Source organism: Achromobacter dolens (assembly GCF_902859745.1).
Taxonomy (GTDB): Bacteria; Pseudomonadota; Gammaproteobacteria; order Burkholderiales; family Burkholderiaceae_B; genus Achromobacter; species Achromobacter dolens.
Map to the genome: position 1 here is coordinate 20,022 of NZ_CADIJW010000007.1, position 21,981 is coordinate 42,002.

Annotated in this window: 20 protein-coding genes; 9 read left to right on the forward strand and 11 right to left on the reverse strand. The window is 69.6% G+C overall.

Annotated features, from left to right (window positions below; all coding sequences use genetic code 11):
• Positions 1-32: 32 nt before the first annotated feature.
• Together acnA and HV783_RS08060 are read left to right on the forward strand one after the other, a co-directional pair.
• Positions 33-2,672, forward strand: coding sequence for an aconitate hydratase AcnA (gene acnA / locus HV783_RS08055; RefSeq protein WP_175188943.1), 2,640 nt, complete (start codon positions 33-35; stop codon positions 2,670-2,672).
• A 19-nt stretch (positions 2,673-2,691) separates the two neighbouring features.
• Entirely contained in the window at positions 2,692-3,588 is an 897-nt protein-coding gene (locus HV783_RS08060) for a GntR family transcriptional regulator (protein WP_054500878.1), read from the forward strand.
• Between the two features lie 56 nt (positions 3,589-3,644).
• Here HV783_RS08060 and HV783_RS08065 read toward each other — a convergent pair whose 3' ends face one another.
• The 4 genes from HV783_RS08065 to HV783_RS08080 all read right to left on the reverse strand — a co-directional run bounded on the left by HV783_RS08065 (position 3,645) and on the right by HV783_RS08080 (position 8,558).
• Positions 3,645-6,104, reverse strand: a complete 2,460-nt coding sequence (locus HV783_RS08065; RefSeq protein ID WP_175188944.1) for a TonB-dependent receptor — start codon at positions 6,102-6,104, stop codon at positions 3,645-3,647.
• Positions 6,105-6,222: 118 nt separating this feature from the next.
• The gene (locus HV783_RS08070) at positions 6,223-7,176 is read right to left on the reverse strand and encodes a FecR domain-containing protein (protein WP_175188945.1); all 954 of its coding nucleotides are present in this window, start codon (positions 7,174-7,176) and stop codon (positions 6,223-6,225) included.
• Positions 7,173-7,694, reverse strand: a complete 522-nt coding sequence (locus tag HV783_RS08075) for a sigma-70 family RNA polymerase sigma factor (protein ID WP_175188946.1) — start codon at positions 7,692-7,694, stop codon at positions 7,173-7,175. Before HV783_RS08075 ends, HV783_RS08070 begins: the two co-directional genes overlap by 4 nt.
• Before the next feature lie 63 nt (positions 7,695-7,757).
• Entirely contained in the window at positions 7,758-8,558 is an 801-nt protein-coding gene (locus tag HV783_RS08080) for a LysR family transcriptional regulator (RefSeq protein WP_144655408.1), read from the reverse strand.
• Between the two features lie 114 nt (positions 8,559-8,672).
• On the opposite strand from HV783_RS08080, the gene HV783_RS08085 reads away from it, so the two are divergent.
• Positions 8,673-9,407, forward strand: coding sequence for an SDR family oxidoreductase (locus tag HV783_RS08085; protein WP_054428684.1), 735 nt, complete (start codon positions 8,673-8,675; stop codon positions 9,405-9,407).
• 7 nt (positions 9,408-9,414) lie between these two features.
• Here HV783_RS08085 and HV783_RS08090 read toward each other — a convergent pair whose 3' ends face one another.
• Positions 9,415-10,236, reverse strand: coding sequence for a FecR family protein (locus HV783_RS08090; protein WP_175188947.1), 822 nt, complete (start codon positions 10,234-10,236; stop codon positions 9,415-9,417).
• Between the two features lie 150 nt (positions 10,237-10,386).
• A complete protein-coding gene (locus HV783_RS08095; protein ID WP_049075832.1) occupies positions 10,387-10,629 on the reverse strand; it encodes a hypothetical protein in 243 nt (80 codons plus the stop codon).
• 284 nt (positions 10,630-10,913) lie between these two features.
• Here HV783_RS08095 and HV783_RS08100 point away from each other — a divergent pair, with 284 nt between their 5' ends.
• On the forward strand, positions 10,914-13,010 hold the full coding sequence (locus tag HV783_RS08100; RefSeq protein WP_054500872.1) for a PTS sugar transporter subunit IIC/EAL domain-containing protein: 2,097 nt from the start codon (positions 10,914-10,916) through the stop codon (positions 13,008-13,010).
• On the opposite strand, the gene HV783_RS08105 is transcribed toward HV783_RS08100, so the two are convergent.
• Positions 13,003-13,896, reverse strand: a complete 894-nt coding sequence (locus HV783_RS08105; protein WP_049075835.1) for a prohibitin family protein — start codon at positions 13,894-13,896, stop codon at positions 13,003-13,005. The two genes, HV783_RS08100 and HV783_RS08105, sit on opposite strands and share 8 nt — an antisense overlap.
• A 271-nt stretch (positions 13,897-14,167) precedes the next feature.
• Here HV783_RS08105 and HV783_RS08110 point away from each other — a divergent pair, with 271 nt between their 5' ends.
• Positions 14,168-14,641: an anti-virulence regulator CigR family protein gene (locus HV783_RS08110; RefSeq protein ID WP_175188948.1), complete on the forward strand. Its 474-nt coding sequence runs from the start codon at positions 14,168-14,170 to the stop codon at positions 14,639-14,641.
• Between the two features lie 22 nt (positions 14,642-14,663).
• On the opposite strand, the gene HV783_RS08115 is transcribed toward HV783_RS08110, so the two are convergent.
• Entirely contained in the window at positions 14,664-15,293 is a 630-nt protein-coding gene (locus HV783_RS08115) for a DMP19 family protein (RefSeq protein WP_064527024.1), read from the reverse strand.
• Positions 15,294-15,501: 208 nt separating this feature from the next.
• On the opposite strand from HV783_RS08115, the gene HV783_RS08120 reads away from it, so the two are divergent.
• Entirely contained in the window at positions 15,502-16,566 is a 1,065-nt protein-coding gene (locus HV783_RS08120) for a M4 family metallopeptidase (RefSeq protein WP_116792928.1), read from the forward strand.
• The gene (locus HV783_RS08125) at positions 16,563-16,898 is read left to right on the forward strand and encodes a protealysin inhibitor emfourin (RefSeq protein WP_054500868.1); all 336 of its coding nucleotides are present in this window, start codon (positions 16,563-16,565) and stop codon (positions 16,896-16,898) included. The genes HV783_RS08120 and HV783_RS08125 overlap by 4 nt, the downstream gene beginning before the upstream one ends.
• A 28-nt stretch (positions 16,899-16,926) precedes the next feature.
• Here HV783_RS08125 and HV783_RS08130 read toward each other — a convergent pair whose 3' ends face one another.
• A complete protein-coding gene (locus tag HV783_RS08130) occupies positions 16,927-18,159 on the reverse strand; it encodes an MFS transporter (RefSeq protein WP_277355990.1) in 1,233 nt (410 codons plus the stop codon).
• Between the two features lie 85 nt (positions 18,160-18,244).
• Here HV783_RS08130 and HV783_RS08135 point away from each other — a divergent pair, with 85 nt between their 5' ends.
• Positions 18,245-19,030, forward strand: a complete 786-nt coding sequence (locus HV783_RS08135; RefSeq protein ID WP_006387387.1) for an AraC family transcriptional regulator — start codon at positions 18,245-18,247, stop codon at positions 19,028-19,030.
• A gap of 53 nt (positions 19,031-19,083) precedes the next feature.
• Here the strand turns inward: HV783_RS08135 and tam are convergent, their stop codons facing one another.
• The gene (tam, locus tag HV783_RS08140) at positions 19,084-19,851 is read right to left on the reverse strand and encodes a trans-aconitate 2-methyltransferase (RefSeq protein ID WP_054415298.1); all 768 of its coding nucleotides are present in this window, start codon (positions 19,849-19,851) and stop codon (positions 19,084-19,086) included.
• Between the two features lie 148 nt (positions 19,852-19,999).
• On the opposite strand from tam, the gene HV783_RS08145 reads away from it, so the two are divergent.
• On the forward strand, positions 20,000-20,713 hold the full coding sequence (locus HV783_RS08145; protein ID WP_175188949.1) for a serine aminopeptidase domain-containing protein: 714 nt from the start codon (positions 20,000-20,002) through the stop codon (positions 20,711-20,713).
• Positions 20,714-20,907: 194 nt separating this feature from the next.
• On the opposite strand, the gene HV783_RS08150 is transcribed toward HV783_RS08145, so the two are convergent.
• Positions 20,908-21,906, reverse strand: a complete 999-nt coding sequence (locus HV783_RS08150) for a TerC family protein (protein WP_006387384.1) — start codon at positions 21,904-21,906, stop codon at positions 20,908-20,910.
• Between the last annotated feature and the right edge of the window lie 75 nt (positions 21,907-21,981).

A 21,981-nucleotide genomic window follows, 5' to 3' on the forward strand; every position in this document is an offset into this window, starting at 1 on the left:
TTTTGCATATTCAATATGCAAAACTAGCAGCCATGGAAAATCCCGCCCCCGCCCTGCGCCACGCCGGCTTCACGCTCGACGGCGCCGCTTATACCCACATCGACATGGCCGGCATGTACGGCCCCGACTACTACCGCCTGCCGGTGGTGCTGCGGTTGCTGCTTGAGAACGCGCTGCGCAACATGCGCGGCGCCGAGCGCGACGCCGCCGTGGCCGCCCTGTTCGCCTGGCTCGGCGACGGCACCAGCGAGGCCGAGATCGCCTTCCAGCCCGGCCGGGTGCTGATGCACGACACCACCAGCACCCCGGCGCTGGTCGACATCGCCGCCATGCGCGACGCGCTGGACGAGGCGGGGGTGGATCCGCGCGCGCTCAATCCGGTGCTGCCGGTGGACGTCTCGGTGGATCACTCGCTGGCGGTGCAGGCCTATGCGCAGCCCGACGCGGCGGCGCGCAACCTGGCCCTGGAACTGCGCCGCAACGCCGAGCGCTACCGCTTCCTGCGCTGGGCCGCCAAAGCGCTGTCGAACGTGCGCATCCATCCGCCCGGCACCGGCATCATGCACACCATCAACCTGGAACAACTGGCGACCGTGGTGTGCAACGACCATGGCGCGCTGCACCCGGACATGATGATCGGCACCGACAGCCACACACCGATGATCAACGGCATTGGCGTGCTTGGCTGGGGCGTGGGCGGCCTGGAAGCGCAGACGGTGATGTTCGGCATGCCGACCATGCTGCGCATCCCGGACGTGATAGGGGTGCGCCTGAGCGGCGCGCTTTCGGCTGGCGTCACCGCCACCGACCTGGCGCTGACCGTGACCCAGCGGCTGCGCGCGATCCAGGCGTCGGGCGAGTTCGTGGAGTTCTTCGGCCCCGGCGTCGCCACGCTGTCGGCGAGCAGCCGTTGCGTGGTCGCCAACATGGCGCCCGAATACGGCGCCACCACCGGCTACTTCCCCATCGACGAGGCCACCCTCGACTACCTGCGCCAGACCGGCCGCGACGCGGCCCACGTCGCGCGCGTCGGCGCCTACGCGGCCAGCGCCGGCCTGGCGCTGGATCCGGCGGCCACGCCGCGCTACACCCGGGTCATCGAGATCGCGCTGGACCAGGTGCGAATGCACGTGGCCGGCCCCACCCGGCCGCAGGACCTGCGCCCTTACGGCGAGACCCGCGCGATCCTCGCCAGCCTGGCCTTCGCGCCCAGGGCGGCCTCGCCGCTGCCGCGCCACGCCGTCGCCATCGCCGCCATTACCAGTTGCACCAACACCTCGGACCCGCGCCTGCTGATCGCCGCCGGACTGCTGGCGCGCAAGGCGCGCCAGGCCGGGCTGACGGCGCCGGCCTGGGTCAAGACCTCGCTCGGTCCCGGCTCGCCCGCCGCCGCCGACTATCTGCAACGCGCCGGCCTGCTCGAGGACCTGGAAGCGGTGGGGTTCGGCATCGTGGGCTATGGCTGCACCACCTGTATCGGCAATTCGGGACCGCTGCCGGAGGCGGTGCGCGCCGGCATGGCCGCCGGCGCCGTCCACCCCGTCGCGGTGCTGTCAGGCAACCGCAACTTCACCGGCCGTATCCACCCCGACCTCGACCTCGGCTTCCTGATGTCGCCGCCGCTGGTCATCGCCTTCGCCCTGGCCGGCGACGCCGAGCGCGATTTCAGCCGCGAGCCCGTGCAGGTGGCGCCGGACGGCCGCGCGGTGTATCTGCATGAGCTGTGGCCGCGCGAGGACGAGATCGACGCGGCGCTGGCGCAGGGCCTGCGCGCCGACGATTTCCAGCGCGCCTTCCGCATCGCCGCCGCCAATCCCGGCTGGCAGGCGCTCGAATCGCCGGACACGCCGCGCTTTCCGTGGGACCCGGCCTCGACCGCGCTGCGGCGTCCGCCGTTCGCCAGCGCCGGCGCCGCCAGCCAACTGGGCCGTTACGCCGCCTATCCACTGCTGGTGCTGGGCGACGACGTCACCACCGACCACCTGTCGCCGGCCAGCGCCATTCCGCCCGACAGCCTGATCGCCGACTTCCTGGTGGCACAGGGCGACGACCGCGATGATCTGAACGTGTTCGCCTCGCGCCGCGGCAACTGGCAGGTGATGATGCGCGCCGCCTTCTACAGCAAGAGCCTGGCAAACCTGCTCAGCCCCGGCGCGCCGGTCGGCCATACGCTGCACGCGCCCAGCGGCGCCATCGAGCCGATCTGGGAAGCCGCCGAGCACTACCGCCGCGACGGCGACGCGGTGGTGCTGCTGGCCGGCGAACGCTTCGGCACCGGCTCCTCGCGCGACTGGGCCGCCAAGGGCCAGCGGCTGCTGGGCATCCGCGCGGTGCTGGCGGTCAGCTTCGAGCGCATCCACCGTTCGAACCTGATCGGCATGGGCATCCTGCCGCTGCGCCTGCCGGCGGGCGTCACGCCGCACCGCCTGGCGATCCAGCCGGGCGACCGCTTCGAGATCGATTGCCCGCCGCAGCGCCTGGCGCCGCGCCAGCCGGTCGCCGTGCGGCTGCTGCGCGCCGACGGCCGCGAACAGGCCTTGCAGGCCACCGCCGCTGTCGAAACGCAACTGGAGCTGCATCTGCTGCGGATGGGCGGCGTGATTCCGGCTATCCTCGCGGATACGCTTGGCGCCGCGAAATCGGCGCCGCCCTACACGGCCCCGCGGGGCTGATTCCCACTTTCCATCCCCCATGAGCGCGCAGACCCACACCGCCAGCAAGATCCTGGAGCTGATCCGGCAGGACCGCCTGACCGAGGGCGCGCACCTGAGCGCGCAAAAGCTGGCCGACCGCCTGCGCCTGTCGCGCTCGCCGGTCAACGACGCGCTCGGCCTGCTGGAAGCGCACGGCATCGTGGCGCGCAAGCCCAACCGCGGCTACTTCCTGCAATTGGACCAGGAGGCATTGGCGCGCACCTGCGCGGACCTGGCGCCGCCCGCCGCCGAGGACATCGTCACGCAAAGCTATTTCCGGCTGGCCGATGAACTGCTGCGCGGCGTGCTGCCGATGCAGTGCAGCGAGGCGCTGCTGCGCGCCCGCTACGCCCTGACACAGGCGCAGACCCAGGCGCTGCTGGCCCGCGTGGCGCAGGAAGGCTGGGCGCAGCGGCGCCCCGGCTATGGCTGGGAGTTCTCGTCGATGATGACCACGCCCGACAGCCTGCTGCAGTCGTACCGCCTGCGCCTGGCGCTGGAGCCGGCCGCGCTGCTCGAGCCCTCCTACCGCATCGACAAGTCCGTATTGGCGCGCTGCCGCGCCGCCGAGCGCCACCTGCTCGACGGCGGCATCGACAGCGACAGCGCCGACCAGTTGCACGAGCGCGGCGTGCGCTTCCACGAGTCGCTGGTGGAGGCCTCGGGCAACCCGTTCTTCATCGACACCATCAAGCGCGTCAACCGCGTGCGGCGGCTGCTGTCGTACCGCTCGATGCAGGACCGCAGCCGCTACCGCCAGCATTGCGAGCAGCACCTGGAAATCCTCGACCTGCTCGAGCGCGAGCGCAACGAAGAGGCCTCGCAGGCGCTGGCCCGCCACCTGCGCAGCACGCTCGACAACCTGGCGCGCATCCGCGGCATCCTGGCGGCCTAGGCGGCCGGGGGATCAAGCCGCTTCGCACGGGCCGCCTGGCGGCCCGCCGCGCGCCCTCAGAAATCCATCGACGCCGACAGCATCAACGTGCGCGGCACGCCCTGCGAGATGGTGCCGTAGGACGCCACGCCCGACCAATAGGCGCGGTTGAACACGTTGACGACATTGGCGCGCAGGGTCACTTCCCTGCCGTCGATGCGCGTGACATAGCGCGCGCCCAGGTCGAACGTGGTCCACGCGGGCACCGACTGCGTGTTGGCCTGATTGACGTATTCCTTGCCGGTGTGGATCACGCCGCCGGTCAGGGTCAGCCCGGCGACCCAGGGCGTATCCCATTCCGCGCCCAGGTTGGCGGTGAAGCGCGGCACGCCCACCGGCTGGTTGCCGCGCATGGCGGGGTTGCCGGTGCGCGTCAGCTCGGCGTCCAGGAAGGTCACGCCGCCCAGCAGGCGCAGGCCGCGCAGCGGCTCGCCCGACAGGTTCAGTTCCAGGCCGCGGTTGCGTTGCTCGCTGTCCGCCGCATACACGCCGCCCGTCAACTGGCCGCTGGGCTTGGTGATCTCGAAAGCGCTCAGGGTCAGCATGGCGCTGTCGAAATCGACCTTCACGCCCACTTCCTTCTGCTTGGACTTGAACGGCTTGAACACCTGGCCGGCGTTGGCGGCGGTGGCCGGCGCCACGTCGCCCTTGCTCAGGCCCTCGATGTAGTTGGCGTAGAACGAGACGTTCCGCCACGGCTTGAGCACCAGGCCAGCCAGCGGCGTGATCGCGCTTTCGTCGTAGCTGAGGGTGCGCGCGCCCGTGACGGCATTGAAGTTGCGCGACTCGACCCGCTGCTGGCGCGCGCCCAGCGTCAACTGGACCCGCTCGTCCAGCACGCTCAGCGTGTCGGCCAGCGCGAAGCCGCTCAGGTCCGAAGACGACACCTTGGGCACGCTGGCGGGCGCGGCGATGTCCTGCCGGGGCCGCGTCACCGGGTGATAGATGTTGGACGACAGCGGCGTGCCGTTCACGCTGGCCTGCGCGTTGCGGTCGCTGTACAACGTGCCCATGAAGGTGATGGCATGGCGCACCGGACCGGTCTCCAGCTTGGCGCGCAGGCCGGCGTTGTAGGTGCTGCGATCGACCTGGAACTTGAAATGGTTGGGGGTCACCCGCGTATCGCCGGCGGCGTTGACGAGGGTTGGCGTCTGGTCGGACAGGCGGTTGATGGTGGTGCTCGAGCCCCCCGCGTCGGCGAACACCGTCAGGCGGTCGCTGATGTCGTACTCGACGCGCAGCAGCGCGGATTCGCCTTCGGACTTCCACCAGCTCCACGGCTGCGTCGCATTGCGGCGGCCGTCCGGCGCGTCCGGCACGCGCAGGCCCGCCGCCACCAGGAACGGACGCGTGGGCGCGTCGATCTTCTCGTTCTGGATCAGCAGGTCGAGCGAGGCGCGCAGCTTCTCGCCCTGGTAGTCCAGCGACAGCGCGCCGATGTCGGTGCGCGAATGCAGGTTGTCCAGCGGCGTGTCGCCCTGCCGATGCAGGCCGTTGACCCGCACGCCCCAGGCGCCGTCGTCGCCGAAGCGGCGGCTCAGGTCGACGCGGCCGCCGAACTGCGACGCCCCCGCGTAATCGGCCGACACCCGCGTCAGGTCCTGCGGCAGCGAACGCTTGGGCACCATATTGATGACGCCGCCCACGCCGCTGTTGGGCGACATGCCGTACAGTAGCGCCGCCGGCCCCTTCAGCACCTCGACCCGCTCGATGTAATCGGTGAACACGTGGTAGTTCGGCGCCACGCCATAGACGCCGTCGAAGGCAATTTCGCCCAGGTTGCCTTCGCCGATCGGAAAGCCGCGGATGTAGAACGAATCGGTCACGCCGCCGATCTGGCCGGTGAAGCGCACCGAGGAATCGACGTTCAGCGCGTCGGCCAGCGTCACCGCCTGGCGGTTGGCCAGCAGGTCCGAGGTGTAGTTGGCGACGCTGAACGGCGTGTCCATCACATCGCGGTTGCCCAGCAGGCCGAGCCGGCCGCCGCGCGCCACCTGGCCGCCCGTGTACGCGGCCGGCAGCGCCGAGGCATGCGCGTCCGCGCCCGTCACCACGACGTTCGGCAGCAGCGTGGTCTCACCCTGCGGCGGCAGCCTGCGCAGCGAATAGGCGCCGCCGCCCTGCTCCGCCAGCGCGTAGCCGGAGCCCGACAGCAGCCGCGCGAAGCCCTCGCGCACCGTGTAGACGCCGTTCAGGCCGTCACTGTGCTGGCCCGCCAGCAGGGCCGGGTCGAAGGACAGCGGCACCCCGGACGCGGCGGCGAAGCGAGCCAGCGTGTCGCCCAGCGGGCCGGCGGGAATCGCATAGGACTTGCCGCTCGCCGCGCTGACGGCATCGGCGGCGCGCGCCGTCGGCGCGGCCGCCGAGGCCAATGCCAGCGCCACGCCCAGGCCTAGGACGCGCACCGCCGCGCGCGAGGACGACGAGGGCGTCCGCGCGCGGCGGACGGACAGGGAACGGGTGTGACGGCTGGCCATGAGGGATCCTTCGTGGGCGGGGCATCGCGGTCGCGCCGCGACGATTCACCCGGTACACCGGACGAAGGCGAAAAAAGTGTCAGGGACTCGGCGATTATTTTGTAACGGCCGCGCAGGTTCAGCGCGCCGCCACGGTGACCCAGTACGGCGTGATGCGCTGGATCCGCACCGGCAGCGTCTGCTCCAGCAGGCGCAGGCCGGCGTCGGTATCGTTCACGGGGAAGGCGCCCGACACGCGCAGCTCGGCCACCGCCGGATCGCAGCGCAGGAAGCCACGGCGGTAGCGCGCCAGTTCCGCCACCAGGTCGGCCAGGCGCCAGTTGCGCGCGGCCAGCATGCCGTCCTCCCAGGACGCCAGCGCGGCGTCGGCGGCCGACTCGGGTTCGATCCGCTGCGCGTCGAACACGGTCTGCTGCCCGGCCTGCAGCACGCGCCGCGCGTCGCTGGCGGCCGGCCGGATCGCCACCGCGCCGTCGAACACGGCGACGCGGATGCCGTTGCCCTCGTCCCGCACCATGAAGCGCGTGCCCAGCGCCTGCACCGAGCCCTGCGCGGTCCGCACGATGAACGGCCGATGGACCGGCGCCGGGTCCTTGCCGGTGGTCAGCAGGATCTCGCCCGCGCGCAGCCAGATCACGCGCTGCTCGGCGGTGTACTGGATATCCACGGCGCTGGCGGTGTTCAGCAGCAGGCGGGTGCCATCGGCCAGTTGCATGCGGCGCTGCTCGCCGGCGGCGGTGCGCGCGTCGGCGCTCCATTCGCGCCACGGCAGTTCGCGCCAGGCCAGCCAGGCGGCCGGTCCCAATAGTGCCAGGCCCGCCACGGTGCGCAGCGCCTGGCGCCGTCCGGGCCGCTCCAGGCGCCGCAACGTGCGCGCCCCCAGCTCGGGCGGCACCTGTCCGAAGCTGCGCAGCATGTCCTCCAAGCGGGCCCAGGCGGCGGCATGCGCGGCGCTGCGGCCGCGCCAGCGCTCGAAGGCGGCGCGGTCCGCGGCCGACAGGGTTTCCGACTGGAAGCGCACCAGCCAGCCGGCGGCCTCTTCCAGGACCGCCGTATCGGAGGTGGCGCTCACGCGGCGCCCCCCTGGTAGGCGATGAGGCAGGCCGTCAGCGCTTTCTGCATGTGGCGCTTGACCGTGGCCAGGGACGCGCGCTGCGCGCGGGCGATCTCGGCATAGGTCACGCCGTCGAATTGCGAGGCCAGGAAGATGGCGCGGGTTTTGGCGGGCAGCGTGCGCAAGGTCGCGTCGATGGCGTACAGCGTTTCCAGGATCAGCGCCCGCACTTCCGGCGACGGCACCTCGCGCGGCGGCAACTGCGCGGCCGCGCATTGGTAGGCGTCTTCCAGCGCGCGGCGGCGCCAATGGTCCACCACCAGGCCCTTCGCGATATGGGTGAGCAATGCGCGAGGCTCGTCGCCGCCGCCGGCGCGCACCCGCGCCGCCATCAGGCGCACGAAGGTGTCGTGCGCCAGGTCGGCGGCATCGAACGAGTTGCCGAGCTTCTTGCGCAGCCAGACGGACAACCAGCCGTGATGCTCTTGGTAGATCCGCGTAACGGCGTCGGTGGGCAGGGATTCGGTCGAGGACACGGCGCGGCTCGCGGTGAAATCTAAATGGGAATTGTTACTATTTTATCCCATTCCGCCGGCATCCTATCCGCCGGCGGCGCCGCGCAACTGTTCCGCCAGCAAGGCCAGCGCCGGCTTGTCCAGCGCCTGCGCCGCATAGCACAGGCCGACGCGGCGCGACAGCGCCAGGCCATCGAGGTCCTGGGCCGCGACGCCCGGCTGCTGCGCGATCAGCGAGCGCGGGGCGATGCAGGCGCCGACGCCGGCCGCGGCCAGTTCCAGCGCCAGGCGCAAGGACCCGGCCTGCGCGGCGGGCGCGCCGGCGGCCGCGCCGTAATACGGCAGCAGGCGTTGATGGCTCGGGTGATCGGGACAGACGATCCACTGCGGCGCGGCGGTCACGGCGGCTTCGACCGGCAGCGCGATGGCGTAGGGGTCGTCCCACAGCGGCACGAACAGTTCGTCCTCGCAACGCTCGTCCTCGGTCGCCAGGCGGGCGTCGCCGACGCAGCCTTCCAGCAAATGCAGCAACAGATTGGGCACCGCCTGCCGCGCCCGCGCCACGAACGCGCGGACGTGCGCGCCCGCGATCTCGCCCTCGACGCCGATGCGCAGCTCGGCCAGGCGGGCATCCTGGCGGAACTGGCGCGCCATCGACTCGGTCTGCGCCACCAGGCGGCGCGCCTGCGGATACAGGATGCGGGCCTCGTCCGTGACCGCCACGCCACGCGCCTGGCGCTCGAACAACTGCGCGCCCAACAGGCTCTCCAGGCTCTTGATGGTGCCCGACAGGGCCGGCTGGCTCAGGTGCAGCCGCTGCGCGGCGGCGGTGATGTTGCGTTCCTCGAAGACCGCGATGAAGGCATTGAGCTGGCGGCTATCCATAAGTTTTTCCGATTGATGCGAGAAGAATAAACCATTTTTCAAGCGTGAAAGCCGGTCCTAGAATCGTTTTCAGCCCCTCCGGCATATAAATAACCGATACCTGGAGTCTTCACCATGACTACCCCCCAACGCCCCCTCGTCGTCGTCACCGGCGCCAGTTCCGGCATCGGCCTCGCCACCGCCCGCCTGTTCTCGTCGCACGGCCACCCGCTGCTGCTGCTGGCGCGCCGCCTGGCGCCGATGCAGGCCCTGAACCTGCCCAATGCGCTGGCCCGCCAGGTCGACGTGACCGACCGCGCCGCGCTGGCCGCCGCCCTGCGCGAAGCCGAGGCCCAATATGGCCCGGCAGACGCCATCGTCAACAATGCCGGCGTCATGCTGCTGGGCGACATCACGCGCCAGGATCCGGCGCAGTGGGACCGCATGCTGGACGTGAACGTCAAGGGCCTGCTCAACGGCGTGCACGCCGTCGCCGCCGGCATGGTTGAGCGCGGCCACGGCACCATCATCAACATCAGCTCGGTGGCGGGCCGCAAGACCTTCCCCAACCACGTCGCCTACGTCGGCACCAAGTTCGCCGTGCACGGCCTGTCGGAAAACCTGCGCGAGGAACTGTCGCCGCACAATGTGCGCGTGGTCACCATCGCCCCCGGCGCGGTCGAGACCGAGCTGCTCAGCCACACCACCGACGAAGGCATCAAGAGCGGCTACCAGGACTGGAAGGCCGACATGGGCGGCAAGGTGCTGGCCGCCGAGGACGTGGCCAACGCGGTGTACTACGCCTACTCGCAACCGCCCGGCGTGTGCATCCGCGAAATCGTGCTGGCGGCGACCCGCCAGCAGGCCTGAGTCCGCGCTAGCGGGCCTTGAGATCGATCGCCCCGTCGGCGGCGGGCGCCAGCGTCACCGGCGCCGCGGCGGCCAGCGCCTGCAGCATGGCCTCGGGGGGATCCAGATCGAACGAAGCCGACAGGCGCAAGCGCCCCGCCCGGCTGTCGGCCAGACGCAACGGCGCGGCCAGATAGCGATTCATCTCACGCACCACCTCGGCCATCGGCGTGTCGCGGAAGACCAGGCGGCCTGTCTGCCAGGCCAGCAGCGCGTCGACGTCGGCGGGCGCCGGCACCCCGATCGCGCCGCTCGCAGGCACGCGGATGCGGTGCCCGTCGCGCAGCACCGCGAGGCCCAGGTTCCACCAATGGCCGCCCGTCACATCCGCCGTGCCCGCACGCACCAGCACCGTCACGTCGTCCTCATCGCGACGGACATCGAAGACGGCGCCGGCCGCGCGCACGTCGGCGCTGCCGGCGCGCACGATGAATGGCCGCTGCGCCTCGGCGTTCACGGTGAAGAGGATTTCCCCGCCCTGCAGTTCGACCTCGCGCCGCGCGCCGTAGAACTTGACCTCGGCCAGGGCGTTGCCATTGAGTTCGAGGACCGAGCCATCGGGCAGCGTGACCTGCTTGCGTTCGCCCCGATCGGCGCCAATGGTGGTCGCAAACGACGGCGCCTCGGCGGGCAGGCTCCACCACGCCAGCAGCGCCACGGCCGCCAGGACAACGCAGGCCAGCCCCGCGCGCGTCAGCAGTCGCCGTCCCGGGCCGCCCGCAGGCCAACGCCAGGCCAGGAATGCGGGCCGGCGCCGGCTGTCGGAATCTCGCGAAAAGGAATCTGTCATGGATGCGTGCCGCCCGCAAGGGGAGCGCGGGCCAGGAATGAACGGAAACAGCGTCGGGCACAAGCGCCGGTAACCATTCGATCGCCCACGCGGCCTTGCGTTCCCATCATATCGCCTGGACCGCGGCAGCCCCGGCGAGGTACCCGCCGGTCAATAATCCATCGGCACGTGGCTCTGCGCCGCGCGCAACTCCTGGATGTGCCGCTCGGCCTCTTCACGCTCGACCGCCGGCGGCAATGCGCGCCAGCTCACCATGTTGCCGGGCGCCTTGGCCGGCATCCAGCCCAGCACGCTGTACAGCGTGATCGCGGTGCCGCCCGTATCGAACCGCGTTTCGTAGTAGCCCTGCCGTTCCGGCGTCGTGTCGCCGGACACCCATTCCAACTGCGACATCCTGTCTCCCTCTTGATCCAGCCTGTATTGAAGCCGCGGCTCCCGCCAAACCCAAGGGTTTGCGCCTGATGGTAGCGCGCCGCCCTGCTCCCGATACGTGCACGATGCGCCCGCTTTTCAATTCTTGACAGAGGGGAATCCCTAAGATTTTTCGGCGGCGCGATTGCTAAGTCGGGAACTGAGGCGCTAGGATGCGGCAAAGGATTCTTACAAACCGGGTCCGGCGAGGCGGCCGCGCCCCGGGCCAGCCCGCCCTCGGTAGCGGGCTTCATAGGGCGACCGGTATGCCGACATCGAGCTTCATGCGCTATCCGAAAGATCGGTTGGCGGCCCTGGCCAGCGCGAGCGCACTGCGCGCCATCCGCGAGGGACTGCTCTGGACGATGCCGTGCCTGCTCGTGTCGGCGCTGTTCCTGGTGCTGTCGGTGGTGGCCGGCCAGCTCGGTCTGTCCGCGGCGCTGGTGCAGGAGCTGGCCGCCGTGCACAACCGGCTCAACATGGTCATGCCCATGCTGGTCAGCACCTCGGTTGGCTACATGCTGTCGATCCGCCACCGCGTGCCCAATCTGCCGGCCGCCTTCCTGTGCCTGTCGTACGTCGTGATCGCCGAGGGTCTGCTGGCGCCCTACCCGCATGCCGCCGCCACCCTGATCCTGAGCATCGCCATCCTGCTGCCGTTGGGCAGCGTGCCCCTGCTGGCCTGGCTGCACCGGCGCCGCTGGACGCGGCTGGCGCCCGACGGGCTCATCGGCGAGAACGTGCGGGGCACCCTCAACATGGTGATTCCAGGCCTGCTGACCGCCGGCGCGGTGGCGCTCGCGGTCAGCCTGCTGCTGCGCATTCCGGGCGTGGCGCAGTTCGACATTCCGGTCGACCTGGCCTCGCTCGACAGCCCCTTCACCACCGGTCCGATGACGGCGGCGCTGAACTCGATCTTCTGGTTCTTCGGCATCCACGGCTATCACGCGATGGCGCCCGTGATAGACGTGCTGGACCAGGCCACGGCGCTCAACGCCGCCAGCGCCGCGGCCGGCCACGAAGGCCTGTACGCGCTGAACGGCAGCCTGCTGGGCGCCTTCGTCTTCATCGGCGGCGCCGGCGCGACGCTGTCGCTCGTGGTCGCCATCCTGCTGTTCTCGCGCAGCGAATCGCTGCGGCTGCTGGCGCTGGCCAGCATTCCGGTGTCGCTGCTGAACGTCAACGAGATCCTGCTGTTCGGCCTGCCCCTGATTCTCAACCCGCGCCTGCTGATCCCGTTCGTGCTGGCGCCGGTGTGCAACGCGCTGGTGGCGCTGGCGGTGGTGCAACTGGGCTGGATTCCGGCCGCCTCGGTCTCGTTGCCGCTGACCTCGCCGGTCCTGCTCAATGCCTATCTCAGCGCCGGTGGCCACCTGGGCGGGGTGGCGCTGCAAGTGACGCTGATCGCGTTGGGCGCCTGCCTCTATGCGCCGTTCGTGGTCGCGCTGGAACGCCAGCGCAAGGCCGACGCCACCGTCTACTTCAAGTCGCTCGACACCACCTTCCCGCGATTGCAGGAGGAATCGCTGCTGTTCGCGCACGATCCGGTGGTCTCGACCTACGCCAACCGCGCCCGCCGCAGCGCCGAGATCTCGCGGATCCGCGCCATCAGCGAATACGACTTCTATCTCGAATACCAGCCGCAGGTGTCGCTGCGCAGCGGCCGCTGCACGGGCTGCGAGGCGCTGCTGCGCGCCACCGGCCCGGAAGGCACGCAACAGGCGCCGCTGGAATTCCTGCGCTGGCTGGCGCAGGCCGACCTGATGCGCGAAGTGGATCTGTGGGTGGCCAAGCAGGCGGTGCTGCAATGTCTTGCGTGGCGCAAGGCCGGTTTCACCCTGCCCCTGACCGTCAACGTCACCAGCGGCACACTGACCTCGGCTTCGTATCTGGACAAGCTCGTCAAGGTGCTGGAGCAGGCCCAGGGCCAGGTATCGGTGGAGCTGACCGAGGATGCGCTGGTGGAAGACGCGCAGGCGCTGCACACGGCGTTCGACCGCCTGCATGGCATCGGTTGCAAGGTCTATATCGATGACTTCGGCACCGGCTACTCGGCCCTCAGCTACCTGCACCAGTTCGAGATCGACGCGGTCAAGATCGACCGCAGTTTCGTGCTCGCCCAGAGCAGCGCGCGCGGCGCCCAGGTCATGAGCGGCCTGCTGCGCTTCTGCGAGGCGCTGGACCTGCAGATCATCGTCGAAGGCGTGGAGACCCAGGAGCAGCTCGCCGCCCTCGAATCCAGCGCCGAGATCATCGTGCAAGGCTGGTTCTACAGCAAGGCGCTGTCAGGCGAGCACCTGGTGGAATTCGCGCGGCGGCGCATGCCGGCCGCCGCGCACAGCGGCAGCGCCGCCGCTATTTGATGCCGATGAACGGCAGCGCCGCGCCCGGCACCTGCGTGGAGGGCAGCACGCCATCCCATTTCTCGACCGCGTTCAGGCTGACCAGGTTGGTGTTGGCGGCCAGCGCCTCGGCCTTGGCGCGGATCGACGCGGCCTCGGCTTCGCCGCGCATGCGGATGCCATCGGCCTCGGCGGTGAACTGCTGGCGGCGCGCGTCGGCTTCGGCCTTGGCCTTGACCACCTGGATCTCGGCGTTGATCATCGCCGTTTCCTTCTGCTGGCGGGTGGTCTCGATCTGCACCTGCGCCAGCATGCGCTGTTCGATCGAGTGCTCGTAGGCCTGCGAGAAACCGACTTCCTCGATCTGCACGCCCACCACCTGCACCGGCGCGCCTTCCATGGTCTTGAGCACGGCGTTGTTCACGTCCAGGCCCAGCTTCTGGCGTTCCTGGATGGCGCGCACCGCGGTGTACTGGCCGAACACGTTCTTGACCGCGTCGGGCGTCTTGCGTTCGAGCACGCGCATCTGCAGGTTGCTGATGGTGCCGTACTCGGAATACAGCTCGGCCACGTGCTCGGGCGGCACGCGGTAGGTGACCGACACGCGCAGCGTGGCCGGTTGCTGGTCATAGCTATAGGCTTCGAGCTTCTCGAACACGAAAGTGTGGTCGCGCACCGACACCGTCATCACGTTGTCGATGAAGGGCGTCTTGAAATCCAGGCCCGGCTCGGACACGCGCACCAGCTTGCCGTTGCGCAGCACCACGCCGCGTTCGCCCTGGTCCACCTGGAACCACGAACCGAACGCCAGGCACAGGATCAGCACGAACAGCACGCCCGTGATGATGGCCACCTTCAGGCTGCGCGGTTTGACGGACTTGACGATCTGGAGGTCGGTCGGCTTCACTTTCAGTCCCTTTCTGATTTGTTGCGTTTACGATCCGAGAGCACGGCGGCAATGCCGCGCGCGAGCAAATAGGCGACCACGGCCGCCCCCACCAAGATCAGGAAATATCGCATCTGGCATTCCCCCCCGGAATAGAAGCGAGCGATTCTAGCCCGAGTCAGCGGCGTGAAAGGTTACGGTTGTTGCAATAGGAAAAACCGCTTGCCAATGGAGATGGCGCGCGTTCCAGCATTGCGGTACGCTGCATAGGCCTTAACTCCGGGTGCCCATCATGCGCCGCTCGATCGCCATTTTCGTGACCGCCTTGGCCTGTACCACCCTCCTCGCCCCCGCCTGGTCGGCGCCGCCTGAAAACCGCGGCAAGCCCGATCACGCCGACAACGGCAATGGGAACAACAAGGGCAATGGCAACAGCGGCGGCAAGAACAAGGGCAACGGCAAGGATGCCGACACCAACGTCAGCGTCACCCTGAGCACCGCGGGCATCAGCATCTCGACCGCGCGCGGCTACGCGGTGCAGGCTGGCGCCACCGGCTATGGCTCCCTGCCGCCCGGCATCCGCAAGAACCTGGCGCGCGGCAAACCGCTGCCCCCGGGCATCGCCAAGAAGATGGTGCCCGGCCCGATGTTGGCCCGGCTGCCGGTGCATCCCGGTTACGAGTGGCGCGTGGCCGGCAATGACCTCATCCTGATCGCCATCGCCACCGGCATCGTCGCGGACGTGCTGGCGGGCGTGTTCGACTGAAGCGTATCGACTGGCCGCCTGGCTAGTCGTAGTAGGCCAGGCCCAGCCGCGCCAGGTCGTCCGGATAGTCGAAGTAGGCTTCGTCCAGCGCATGCAGGCGCGCCTGCTCGGCCTCGGTCATGGCGCCGTAGATATCGTTCAGTTCGATCACTTCGGGCGCGGCCTCGAAACGATCGACCAGGCCGCGCATCTCCGCCAGGATGGCGCGCGTGCGCGCCGCGCCGATCTTGCCCAGCGCCAGCAGCGCCAACTGGCAGGTCGGATCGCCCCAATTGCACAGGAACTGCATGAAGCCGCCGTTGTTGATGTCGGCTTCCATGCGCCACAGCGCAACCAGTTCCTGCTCGCGCTGCGGCAGGCTTTCCAGCTTCCACTCCACCGCCCGCAACGCCGCCAGCGCGCCTTCGTAATGCGCGTCCCACAACAGGTCGCGCACGTTCAGCATGCCCGCGGCCGAAGGCTCCAGCAGCGCGGGCCACACCACGCCATGGTCGTCGTCCACCAGTTGCCACTGTTCGCGCTCGGCCGGGCTGGCCTTTTCCAGCCGGATATGCCGCCGGATCGGCTCGCGCAACGTGCGGCCGTCGGCCAGCGTCAGCAGGATGTGGGTCTCGGTCAGGGCGAGATGGCGGATGCGGTAGTCGGCGGACATGCGATGTCTCGAAGCGTAAGCAGAAATCCGGAACGCGCAGAAGATAACGGATCGCGCCTCGGCCGTCGAGGCGCGGCGCGCCCGTTTATCGTTCCTCGCATCAGGCCGCACACTGTTACGCCCGCGCATGGCCTATCTGCTACCGTAAAGCCTGCCCCGGGCCCGGCCCGCGCGCCGCGTCCGCCATGTCTTCACCGGGAGATCGACAATGCCGCGCCCCTCCGCGTCCACGCCCCTGATCGGCGTGATTCCGCCCTATGTCCTGGACCGCCTGGCACAGCACGCCGACGCGCGTGTCAGCATGCCGGCCGTCAAGACACTCATCATCGACCAGCAGCAACGCGGATTGCGTGAAATGGCCGCGCGGCCGTCGCGGGCCCAGGTGGCGGCTCCTCGCGCTTCGGATGCCGGCGGCACGCCGCAACGCGCGGTGCACGACGCGGCCAACACCACCGCCCTGCCCGGCAAGCTGGTGCGCGCCGAAGGCGCCAAGGCCAGCGGCGACGCGGCGGTGGATGAAGCCTACGATCACCTGGGCGCGACCTACAGGCTGTTCCACGACGTCTACCAGCGCGACTCGATCGATGGCGCGGGCCTGCCGCTGGTGGGCAGCGTGCATTACGGCGAAGACTACGACAACGCCTTCTGGAATGGCTCGCAGATGGTGTTCGGCGACGGCGACGGCGAAGTGTTCAACCGCTTCACCGTGGCGGTCGACATCATCGGCCATGAACTGACGCACGGCGTCATCGACAGCGAAGCGGCGCTGGCCTACCAGGGCCAGTCGGGCGCGCTCAACGAATCGCTGTGCGACGTGTTCGGCGCGCTGGTCAAGCAATACGCCCTGGGCCAGGACGCGCGCGAAGCCGACTGGCTGGTGGGCCAGGGCCTGTTCCTGCCGAAAGTGCAGGCGCGCGCCCTGCGCTCGATGGCCGAGCCCGGCAGCGCCTACGACGATCCGGTGCTGGGCAAGGATCCGCAGCCGGCGCACATGAGCGGCTACGTCGATACGCCGCATGACAATGGCGGCGTGCACATCAACTCCGGCATTCCGAACCGCGCCTTCTACCTGGCCGCGACCGCCCTGAAGGGACCGGCCTGGGAAGTGGCCGGCCGCATCTGGTACGACACGCTGCGCGACAAGCGCCTGCGCCACGACGCCGACTTCGCCGCGTTCGCGCGCCTGACGCTGGACGTGGCGCGCGGGGCGCACGGCGAGGCCGCGCACAAGGCCGTCGCCGGCGCCTGGGCGGCGGTGGGCATACAGCCATGATCGACCTGCCTCCGCTCGAATTCGCGCTGCGCGTCAGCCTGACGCGCGAAGGCGGGCTGGCCTACCTGCCCGGCTTGGCGCGCACCCGCAGCATCGACCTGACCTCCTGCCCGCCCGGGCTGCGGCAGGAGGTCGGCGAAGCCCTGCGGCGCACCGCCCCGCTGGCCACGCCTGACTGCGCCGCCCAGGGCGGCGACCAGCGCTACTTCCATGTGGAACTGGCGTTCCGCGATCCGGCCAGCGGCGATACGGCCAGCCTCACCTTCGACGTGCCGGAAGCGCAGGCGCCCGACATCCTGGTGCGTCTGTGGCGCGCCCAGGCCGGCGGCTAGAAAACGCCGCTTGCGGCGTGCGCCGGCGTCACTGCGCCGCGCGTTGCGGCGCCTGGGCCGGATGCGTGCGGAACGCGCCAATCTGGATCGCGCGGCCCGCCAGCAGTCCGCAGCCCGCCATCGCCAGGCACAATGCGGCGCACAGCCCGAGCGCCGCCGACCAGCCCCCCAGCCGGTCGTGCAGGGCGCCAACCAGCGCCGGTCCGCTGGCCGCGAACAGGTAGCCCACGCACTGCGCCATGCCCGACAGCGCCGCCGCCTGCTGCGCGTGGCTGGCGCGCAGACCCACGAACATCAGGCCCAGGATGATGCCGCCGCCCGTGCCCAGGCCGAGCAGCACGATCCACAACGTGGCCCAGCCCGGCGCCGCGATCAACCCGACGAACGCCACCAGCGAGGACAGCGCCGAGCAGAACGCGGCCGCGCGCTGGTCCTTCATGCGACGCACCACCGGCGCCAGGAACAGTGCGGGCCCGGCCGACATCAACTGCAGCAGCCCGTGCAGCGAGCCGGCGCGCTCGGCCGAGTAGCCCGCGTCGCGCAGGATCGCCGGCAGCCAGCTCACGCCCACGTAGAACACGAAGGAATTGATGCCCAGGTAAAGCGTGACCTGCCAGGCCAGCGCGGAATGCCACAACCGGCCGCCATGCGGCGCGTGCGCGGTGGACGCGGCCGGCGGCGTATGGTTGGCCAGTTGCGGCAGCCACAGCAGCACCCCGGCCACCGGAATCGCCAGCAGGCACAGCGCCGAGAAGCGCCAACTGCCGCCCGCCAGGCTGGCCAGCGGCACCGCCAGGGCAGAGGCGGCGCCGGCCGCGATGCTCATGGTCAACACATAAGCCGAGGTCAGGCCCGCCACGCGCTGCGGGAAGTCGCGCTTGAGCAGGCTGGGTAGCAGCACGTTGCCGACGGCGATACCCGAACCGATGACCGCCGTGCCGGCATACAGCGCCCAGGCCTGGCCCTGGCTGCGCAGCACGATGCCGCCGCCGATGAGCAGCAGCGCGGCGAACAGCGTGCGCTCCAGCCCATGGCGGCGCGCCATGCCGGCCGACACCAGCGAAACGATGGCGAACGCCAACAGCGGCAGCGTGATCAGCATGCCCGCGGCGGTATTCGACAGGCCGAGCTGTTCACGGATCAGGCCGACCAGCGGCGGCATGCCCGTGACCGGCGCGCGCAGCGCCATGGCGATGAAGAGGATGCCCACGATCAGCAGAACGGGGCGTCGGGAAGCGGGGGAGGAAGCGGAAGGAATCATGCCGTCAGCTTAGGCAAAGCCGTCTCTGCTGAATTTCGAGATAATGACAAAATATCCCTCAATCCAGCCAAGGCAGCGCCGCGCCATGTATCCGCCGCACGCCCACAGCCCCTATTTCGATCCCGACACGCCCACGCAATGGACCTACGCCATGCGCGTGGAGGCGGCCCGCAACGAACACGAATCGCCCACCCATCGCCACCGCATGGGCCAGTTGGTGCTGTCGCTGCAGGGCGGGGTGACCAGCTTCGTGCCGCAGGGCCTGTGGATGGTGCCGCCGCGCTGCGGCGTGTGGATCCCCGGCGGCGTGCCGCACCGCAACCGCGTCACCGACAACGGCCGGGTCTGCTTCCTGTTCGTGCCGGCGGACACGCCGGGCCTGCCGACGCAATGCTGCACGCTGGCGATCACGCCGCTGGTGCGGGAAATGGTGGCGCACCTGGCCGACCTGGCGCCGGCCGACACCGCCCTGCCCGCCAACCGCCGTCTGGCCGCCGTGCTGGTCGAGCAATTGACGCGGATGCCGACCGAGCAGTTGCACCTGCCGCTGTCCGACCATCCGCGCCTGCGCGAGATTGCCGCGTCGCTGCGGGCCAATCCCGCCGACCGCAGCACCGCGGCCGAATGGGGCCGGCGCCTGGCCATGAGCGAACGCACGCTGGCGCGCCTGGTGCGGCAGGAGGTCGGCATGAGCTTCGGCCGCTGGCGCCAGCAGATGCACATCGTCATGGCGCTGCAGCGGTTGTCGTCGGGCGTGTCGGTGCAGCGCACCGCCGAAGACCTGGGCTACGAATCGGTCAGCGCCTTCATCACCATGTTCCGCAAGGCGCTGGGACAGACGCCGGCGCGCTACTTCGCCGACAAGGCCTAGGGCCGCGGTTCCCGCGCAAGGGCGCGGCGGCGCGGCGGACCGGGCGCGCCGCTTCAGTCCTTGGGACCCGCCACCAGGAACAGCCGCGGGAACGGCAGCAGCACGGTGCCATCGGCCAACGCGGGATAGGCGCGCGCAATCTCGTCCCGATAGCGCGCCAGGAAGGCCGCCTGTTCGTCAGCGTCCAGCTTGTTCAGATAGGGCCGCAGCGCCGTGCCCTTGAACCATTCCACCACCGCCTGCGCGCCTGCCAGCGGGTGCATGTAGGTCGTGCGCCAGACGTCCAGTCGGCCGCAATGCGGCTTGAGCAGTTCGTAGTACCAGGCGGCGCTGTGACGCGGCGGATGCTTGACGCCGCCGATCTTGCCGGCCCAGGGGCCGTCGGCGGCGACCTGGCGCGCCAGCTTGTGGGCCGGCTCTTCCAGGTTGTCCGGCGTCTGCACCGCCAGGCTGCCGCCCGGCGCCAGCTTGCCCACCAGGCGCGGATAGAGGGTCGCGTGGTCCGGCACCCACTGCAGCGCGGCGTTGGCCAGGATCACGTCGTACTGGCGCGGCGGATTCCAGGTTTCGATGTCGGCCAGTTCGAACGCGATCGACGGCAGGCGCTTGCGCGCCGCCTGCACCATGTCGTCGGAGCTGTCCATGCCGGTCACGTCGGCCTGCGGGTAGCGGGCGGCCAGCACCTCGGTGGAGTTGCCGGGGCCGCAGCCCAGATCCACCGCGTGGCCGACCTGTTCGTTCGGCAGGGCGGCAACCAGGTCGCGCACCGGGCGGGTGCGTTCGTTTTCAAAGGCGGAATACTGTTTGGCGGACCAGGTCATGGCGGCTCCTTGCGTGGGTCTGGGTACGTTCCGCACTCTACGCCGCGTCATTCCATATGACAAATATATATAGGGCTACACATTCATATTTACTGGATATGCCGACACCCTGTCAGAATGCGACCATTCCCCATTCGGAACTTGATGAATGCCTCCGCAACTGGTCCTGTTGCCCGGCATGGACGGCACCGGCGATCTGTTTGATCCGCTGCTGTCCGCGCTGCCCCCCGCGCCGCCGCCCATGGTGCTGCGCTATCCCGCCCGCGAGCCGCTCGGTTACCCCGCGCTCGAACAGCGCGTGCGCCAGGCCCTGCCCGCGCAGGCGCCCTTCGTGCTGCTGGCCGAATCCTTCTCGGGACCGCTGGGCGCCGCCATCGCCGCCGCGCCGCCGCCAAACCTGCGCGGCCTGATCCTGTGCGCCTCGTTCGTGCGCGCGCCGCATCCCCGGCTGGGCCTGGCGCGGCCGCTGGCCAACTGGCTGCCGGTCACACTGCTGCCGCGCGCGGTCCTGCATCACCTGTTGCTGGGCGCCCATGGCACGCCGGCGCTGCGCGCCGCGCTGGACCGGGCCGTCGCGCAGGTGGCGCCCGCCGTCATGCGAGCCCGCCTCCAGGCCGTGATGGCCGCCGACCAACGCGCGGCATGTGCCGGCGTGCGCCTGCCTCTGCTATACCTGCAGGCGCGCCACGACCGCGTGGTGCCGCCCGCCGCCGCCACGCTGGTCAGGCAATTGGCGCCGCAGACCCTCCTGGTCGACATCGACGCGCCGCACTGTCTGTTGCAGGCCGCGCCCGAGGCCGCCGCCGCGGCCATCGCCGACTTCCTGCGCACGCTCGACCCCGCGCCCGCCGTCGGCGCATGAGAAAGCCCCCCCACGCCGCGCCTTCGGCTTCCCGCCCCCGAGGGGGCTTTTTCATCTTGAGGCGGCTCGGCGATGAAAAAGGGCCCCCACGCCGCGCCTTCGGCTTGCTGCCCCCCGAGGGGGCTTTTTCATCTTGAGGCGGCTCGGCGATGAAAAAGGGCCCGCCATGGGCGGGCCCTCTGCTCTTGCCGGGCTTACTCGGTCTTCAGCTCAGGCTGCGACGCCCCCGAGCGGGTCTTCCACAGCGAGAACAGCACGCCGCCGCCGATCAGGCCGAAGGTCACCGACAGCGACACCACGGCGGGAATCTTGCCGATGAAGCCGACCAGGAAGATCTTCGTGCCGATGAACACCAGTACCAGCGACAGCGCGTACTTCAGGTAGTGGAAGCGGTGGATCATCGCCGCCAGCGCGAAGTACAGCGCGCGCAGGCCCAGGATCGCGAAGATGTTGCTGGTGTACACGATGAACGGGTCGGTGGTGATGGCGAAGATCGCCGGCACCGAGTCCACCGCGAACAACAGGTCCACGAACTCGATCAGCACCAGGGCCAGGAACAGCGGCGTCGCCCAGCGCACCGTCTTGCCCGTGGCCGCATCCGGCTCGCGCACCCAGAAGGCATTGCCGCGCAGCCCATCGGTCACGCGCATGCGGCGCTTGAGGAACTTCAGGATCGGGTTGGTGGCGATGTCCGGCTCCTGGTCGGCGATCATCCACATCTTGATGCCGGTGAACACCAGGAACGCGCCGAACAGGTACATCAACCAGCCGAAGTTGCTGACCAGCGCGGCGCCCAGGCCGATCATGATGGCGCGCAGCACGATCACTCCCAGGATGCCCCAGAACAGCACGCGGTGCTGGAACTGGCGCGGGATGGCGAAGAAACTGAAGATCAGCGCGATCACGAACACATTGTCCAGCGACAGCGATTTCTCGATCAGGAAGCCCGTGTAGTAGGCCATGCCGCTGGCCGGGCCCATCTGCCACCAGACCCAGCCGCCGAACAGCAACGCGGCCGAAATGTAACCCGCCGACAGCAGCAGGCTTTCGCGCACGCCGATCTCGCGGTCTTCCTTGTGCAGCACGCCCAGGTCGAAGACCAGCAGGGAGATGACGATGCCGATGAACAGCAGCCAGCTCCAGGCCGGCGTGCCGGCGAAGTCGGCTTGTAGAAATGAGAGCAAGGCTTCCATGATGTTCCCGCTTGTGTGTGAAGGCCCTCATGATCCGGATCCCGGGCCGATGGAGAAATCAGCCTGAAAGTGAGT

Coding starts and splice junctions, on each gene's coding strand:
- acnA (WP_175188943.1), top strand. CDS start 33: ATGGAAAATCCCGCCCCCGCCCTGCGCCACGCCGGCTTCACGCTCGAC.
- HV783_RS08060 (WP_054500878.1), top strand. CDS start 2,692: ATGAGCGCGCAGACCCACACCGCCAGCAAGATCCTGGAGCTGATCCGG.
- HV783_RS08065 (WP_175188944.1), bottom strand. CDS start 6,104: ATGGCCAGCCGTCACACCCGTTCCCTGTCCGTCCGCCGCGCGCGGACG.
- HV783_RS08080 (WP_144655408.1), bottom strand. CDS start 8,558: ATGGATAGCCGCCAGCTCAATGCCTTCATCGCGGTCTTCGAGGAACGC.
- HV783_RS08085 (WP_054428684.1), top strand. CDS start 8,673: ATGACTACCCCCCAACGCCCCCTCGTCGTCGTCACCGGCGCCAGTTCC.
- HV783_RS08090 (WP_175188947.1), bottom strand. CDS start 10,236: ATGACAGATTCCTTTTCGCGAGATTCCGACAGCCGGCGCCGGCCCGCA.
- HV783_RS08095 (WP_049075832.1), bottom strand. CDS start 10,629: ATGTCGCAGTTGGAATGGGTGTCCGGCGACACGACGCCGGAACGGCAG.
- HV783_RS08100 (WP_054500872.1), top strand. CDS start 10,914: ATGCCGACATCGAGCTTCATGCGCTATCCGAAAGATCGGTTGGCGGCC.
- HV783_RS08110 (WP_175188948.1), top strand. CDS start 14,168: ATGCGCCGCTCGATCGCCATTTTCGTGACCGCCTTGGCCTGTACCACC.
- HV783_RS08115 (WP_064527024.1), bottom strand. CDS start 15,293: ATGTCCGCCGACTACCGCATCCGCCATCTCGCCCTGACCGAGACCCAC.
- HV783_RS08120 (WP_116792928.1), top strand. CDS start 15,502: ATGCCGCGCCCCTCCGCGTCCACGCCCCTGATCGGCGTGATTCCGCCC.
- HV783_RS08125 (WP_054500868.1), top strand. CDS start 16,563: ATGATCGACCTGCCTCCGCTCGAATTCGCGCTGCGCGTCAGCCTGACG.
- HV783_RS08130 (WP_277355990.1), bottom strand. CDS start 18,159: ATGATTCCTTCCGCTTCCTCCCCCGCTTCCCGACGCCCCGTTCTGCTG.
- HV783_RS08135 (WP_006387387.1), top strand. CDS start 18,245: ATGTATCCGCCGCACGCCCACAGCCCCTATTTCGATCCCGACACGCCC.
- tam (WP_054415298.1), bottom strand. CDS start 19,851: ATGACCTGGTCCGCCAAACAGTATTCCGCCTTTGAAAACGAACGCACC.
- HV783_RS08145 (WP_175188949.1), top strand. CDS start 20,000: ATGCCTCCGCAACTGGTCCTGTTGCCCGGCATGGACGGCACCGGCGAT.
- HV783_RS08150 (WP_006387384.1), bottom strand. CDS start 21,906: ATGGAAGCCTTGCTCTCATTTCTACAAGCCGACTTCGCCGGCACGCCG.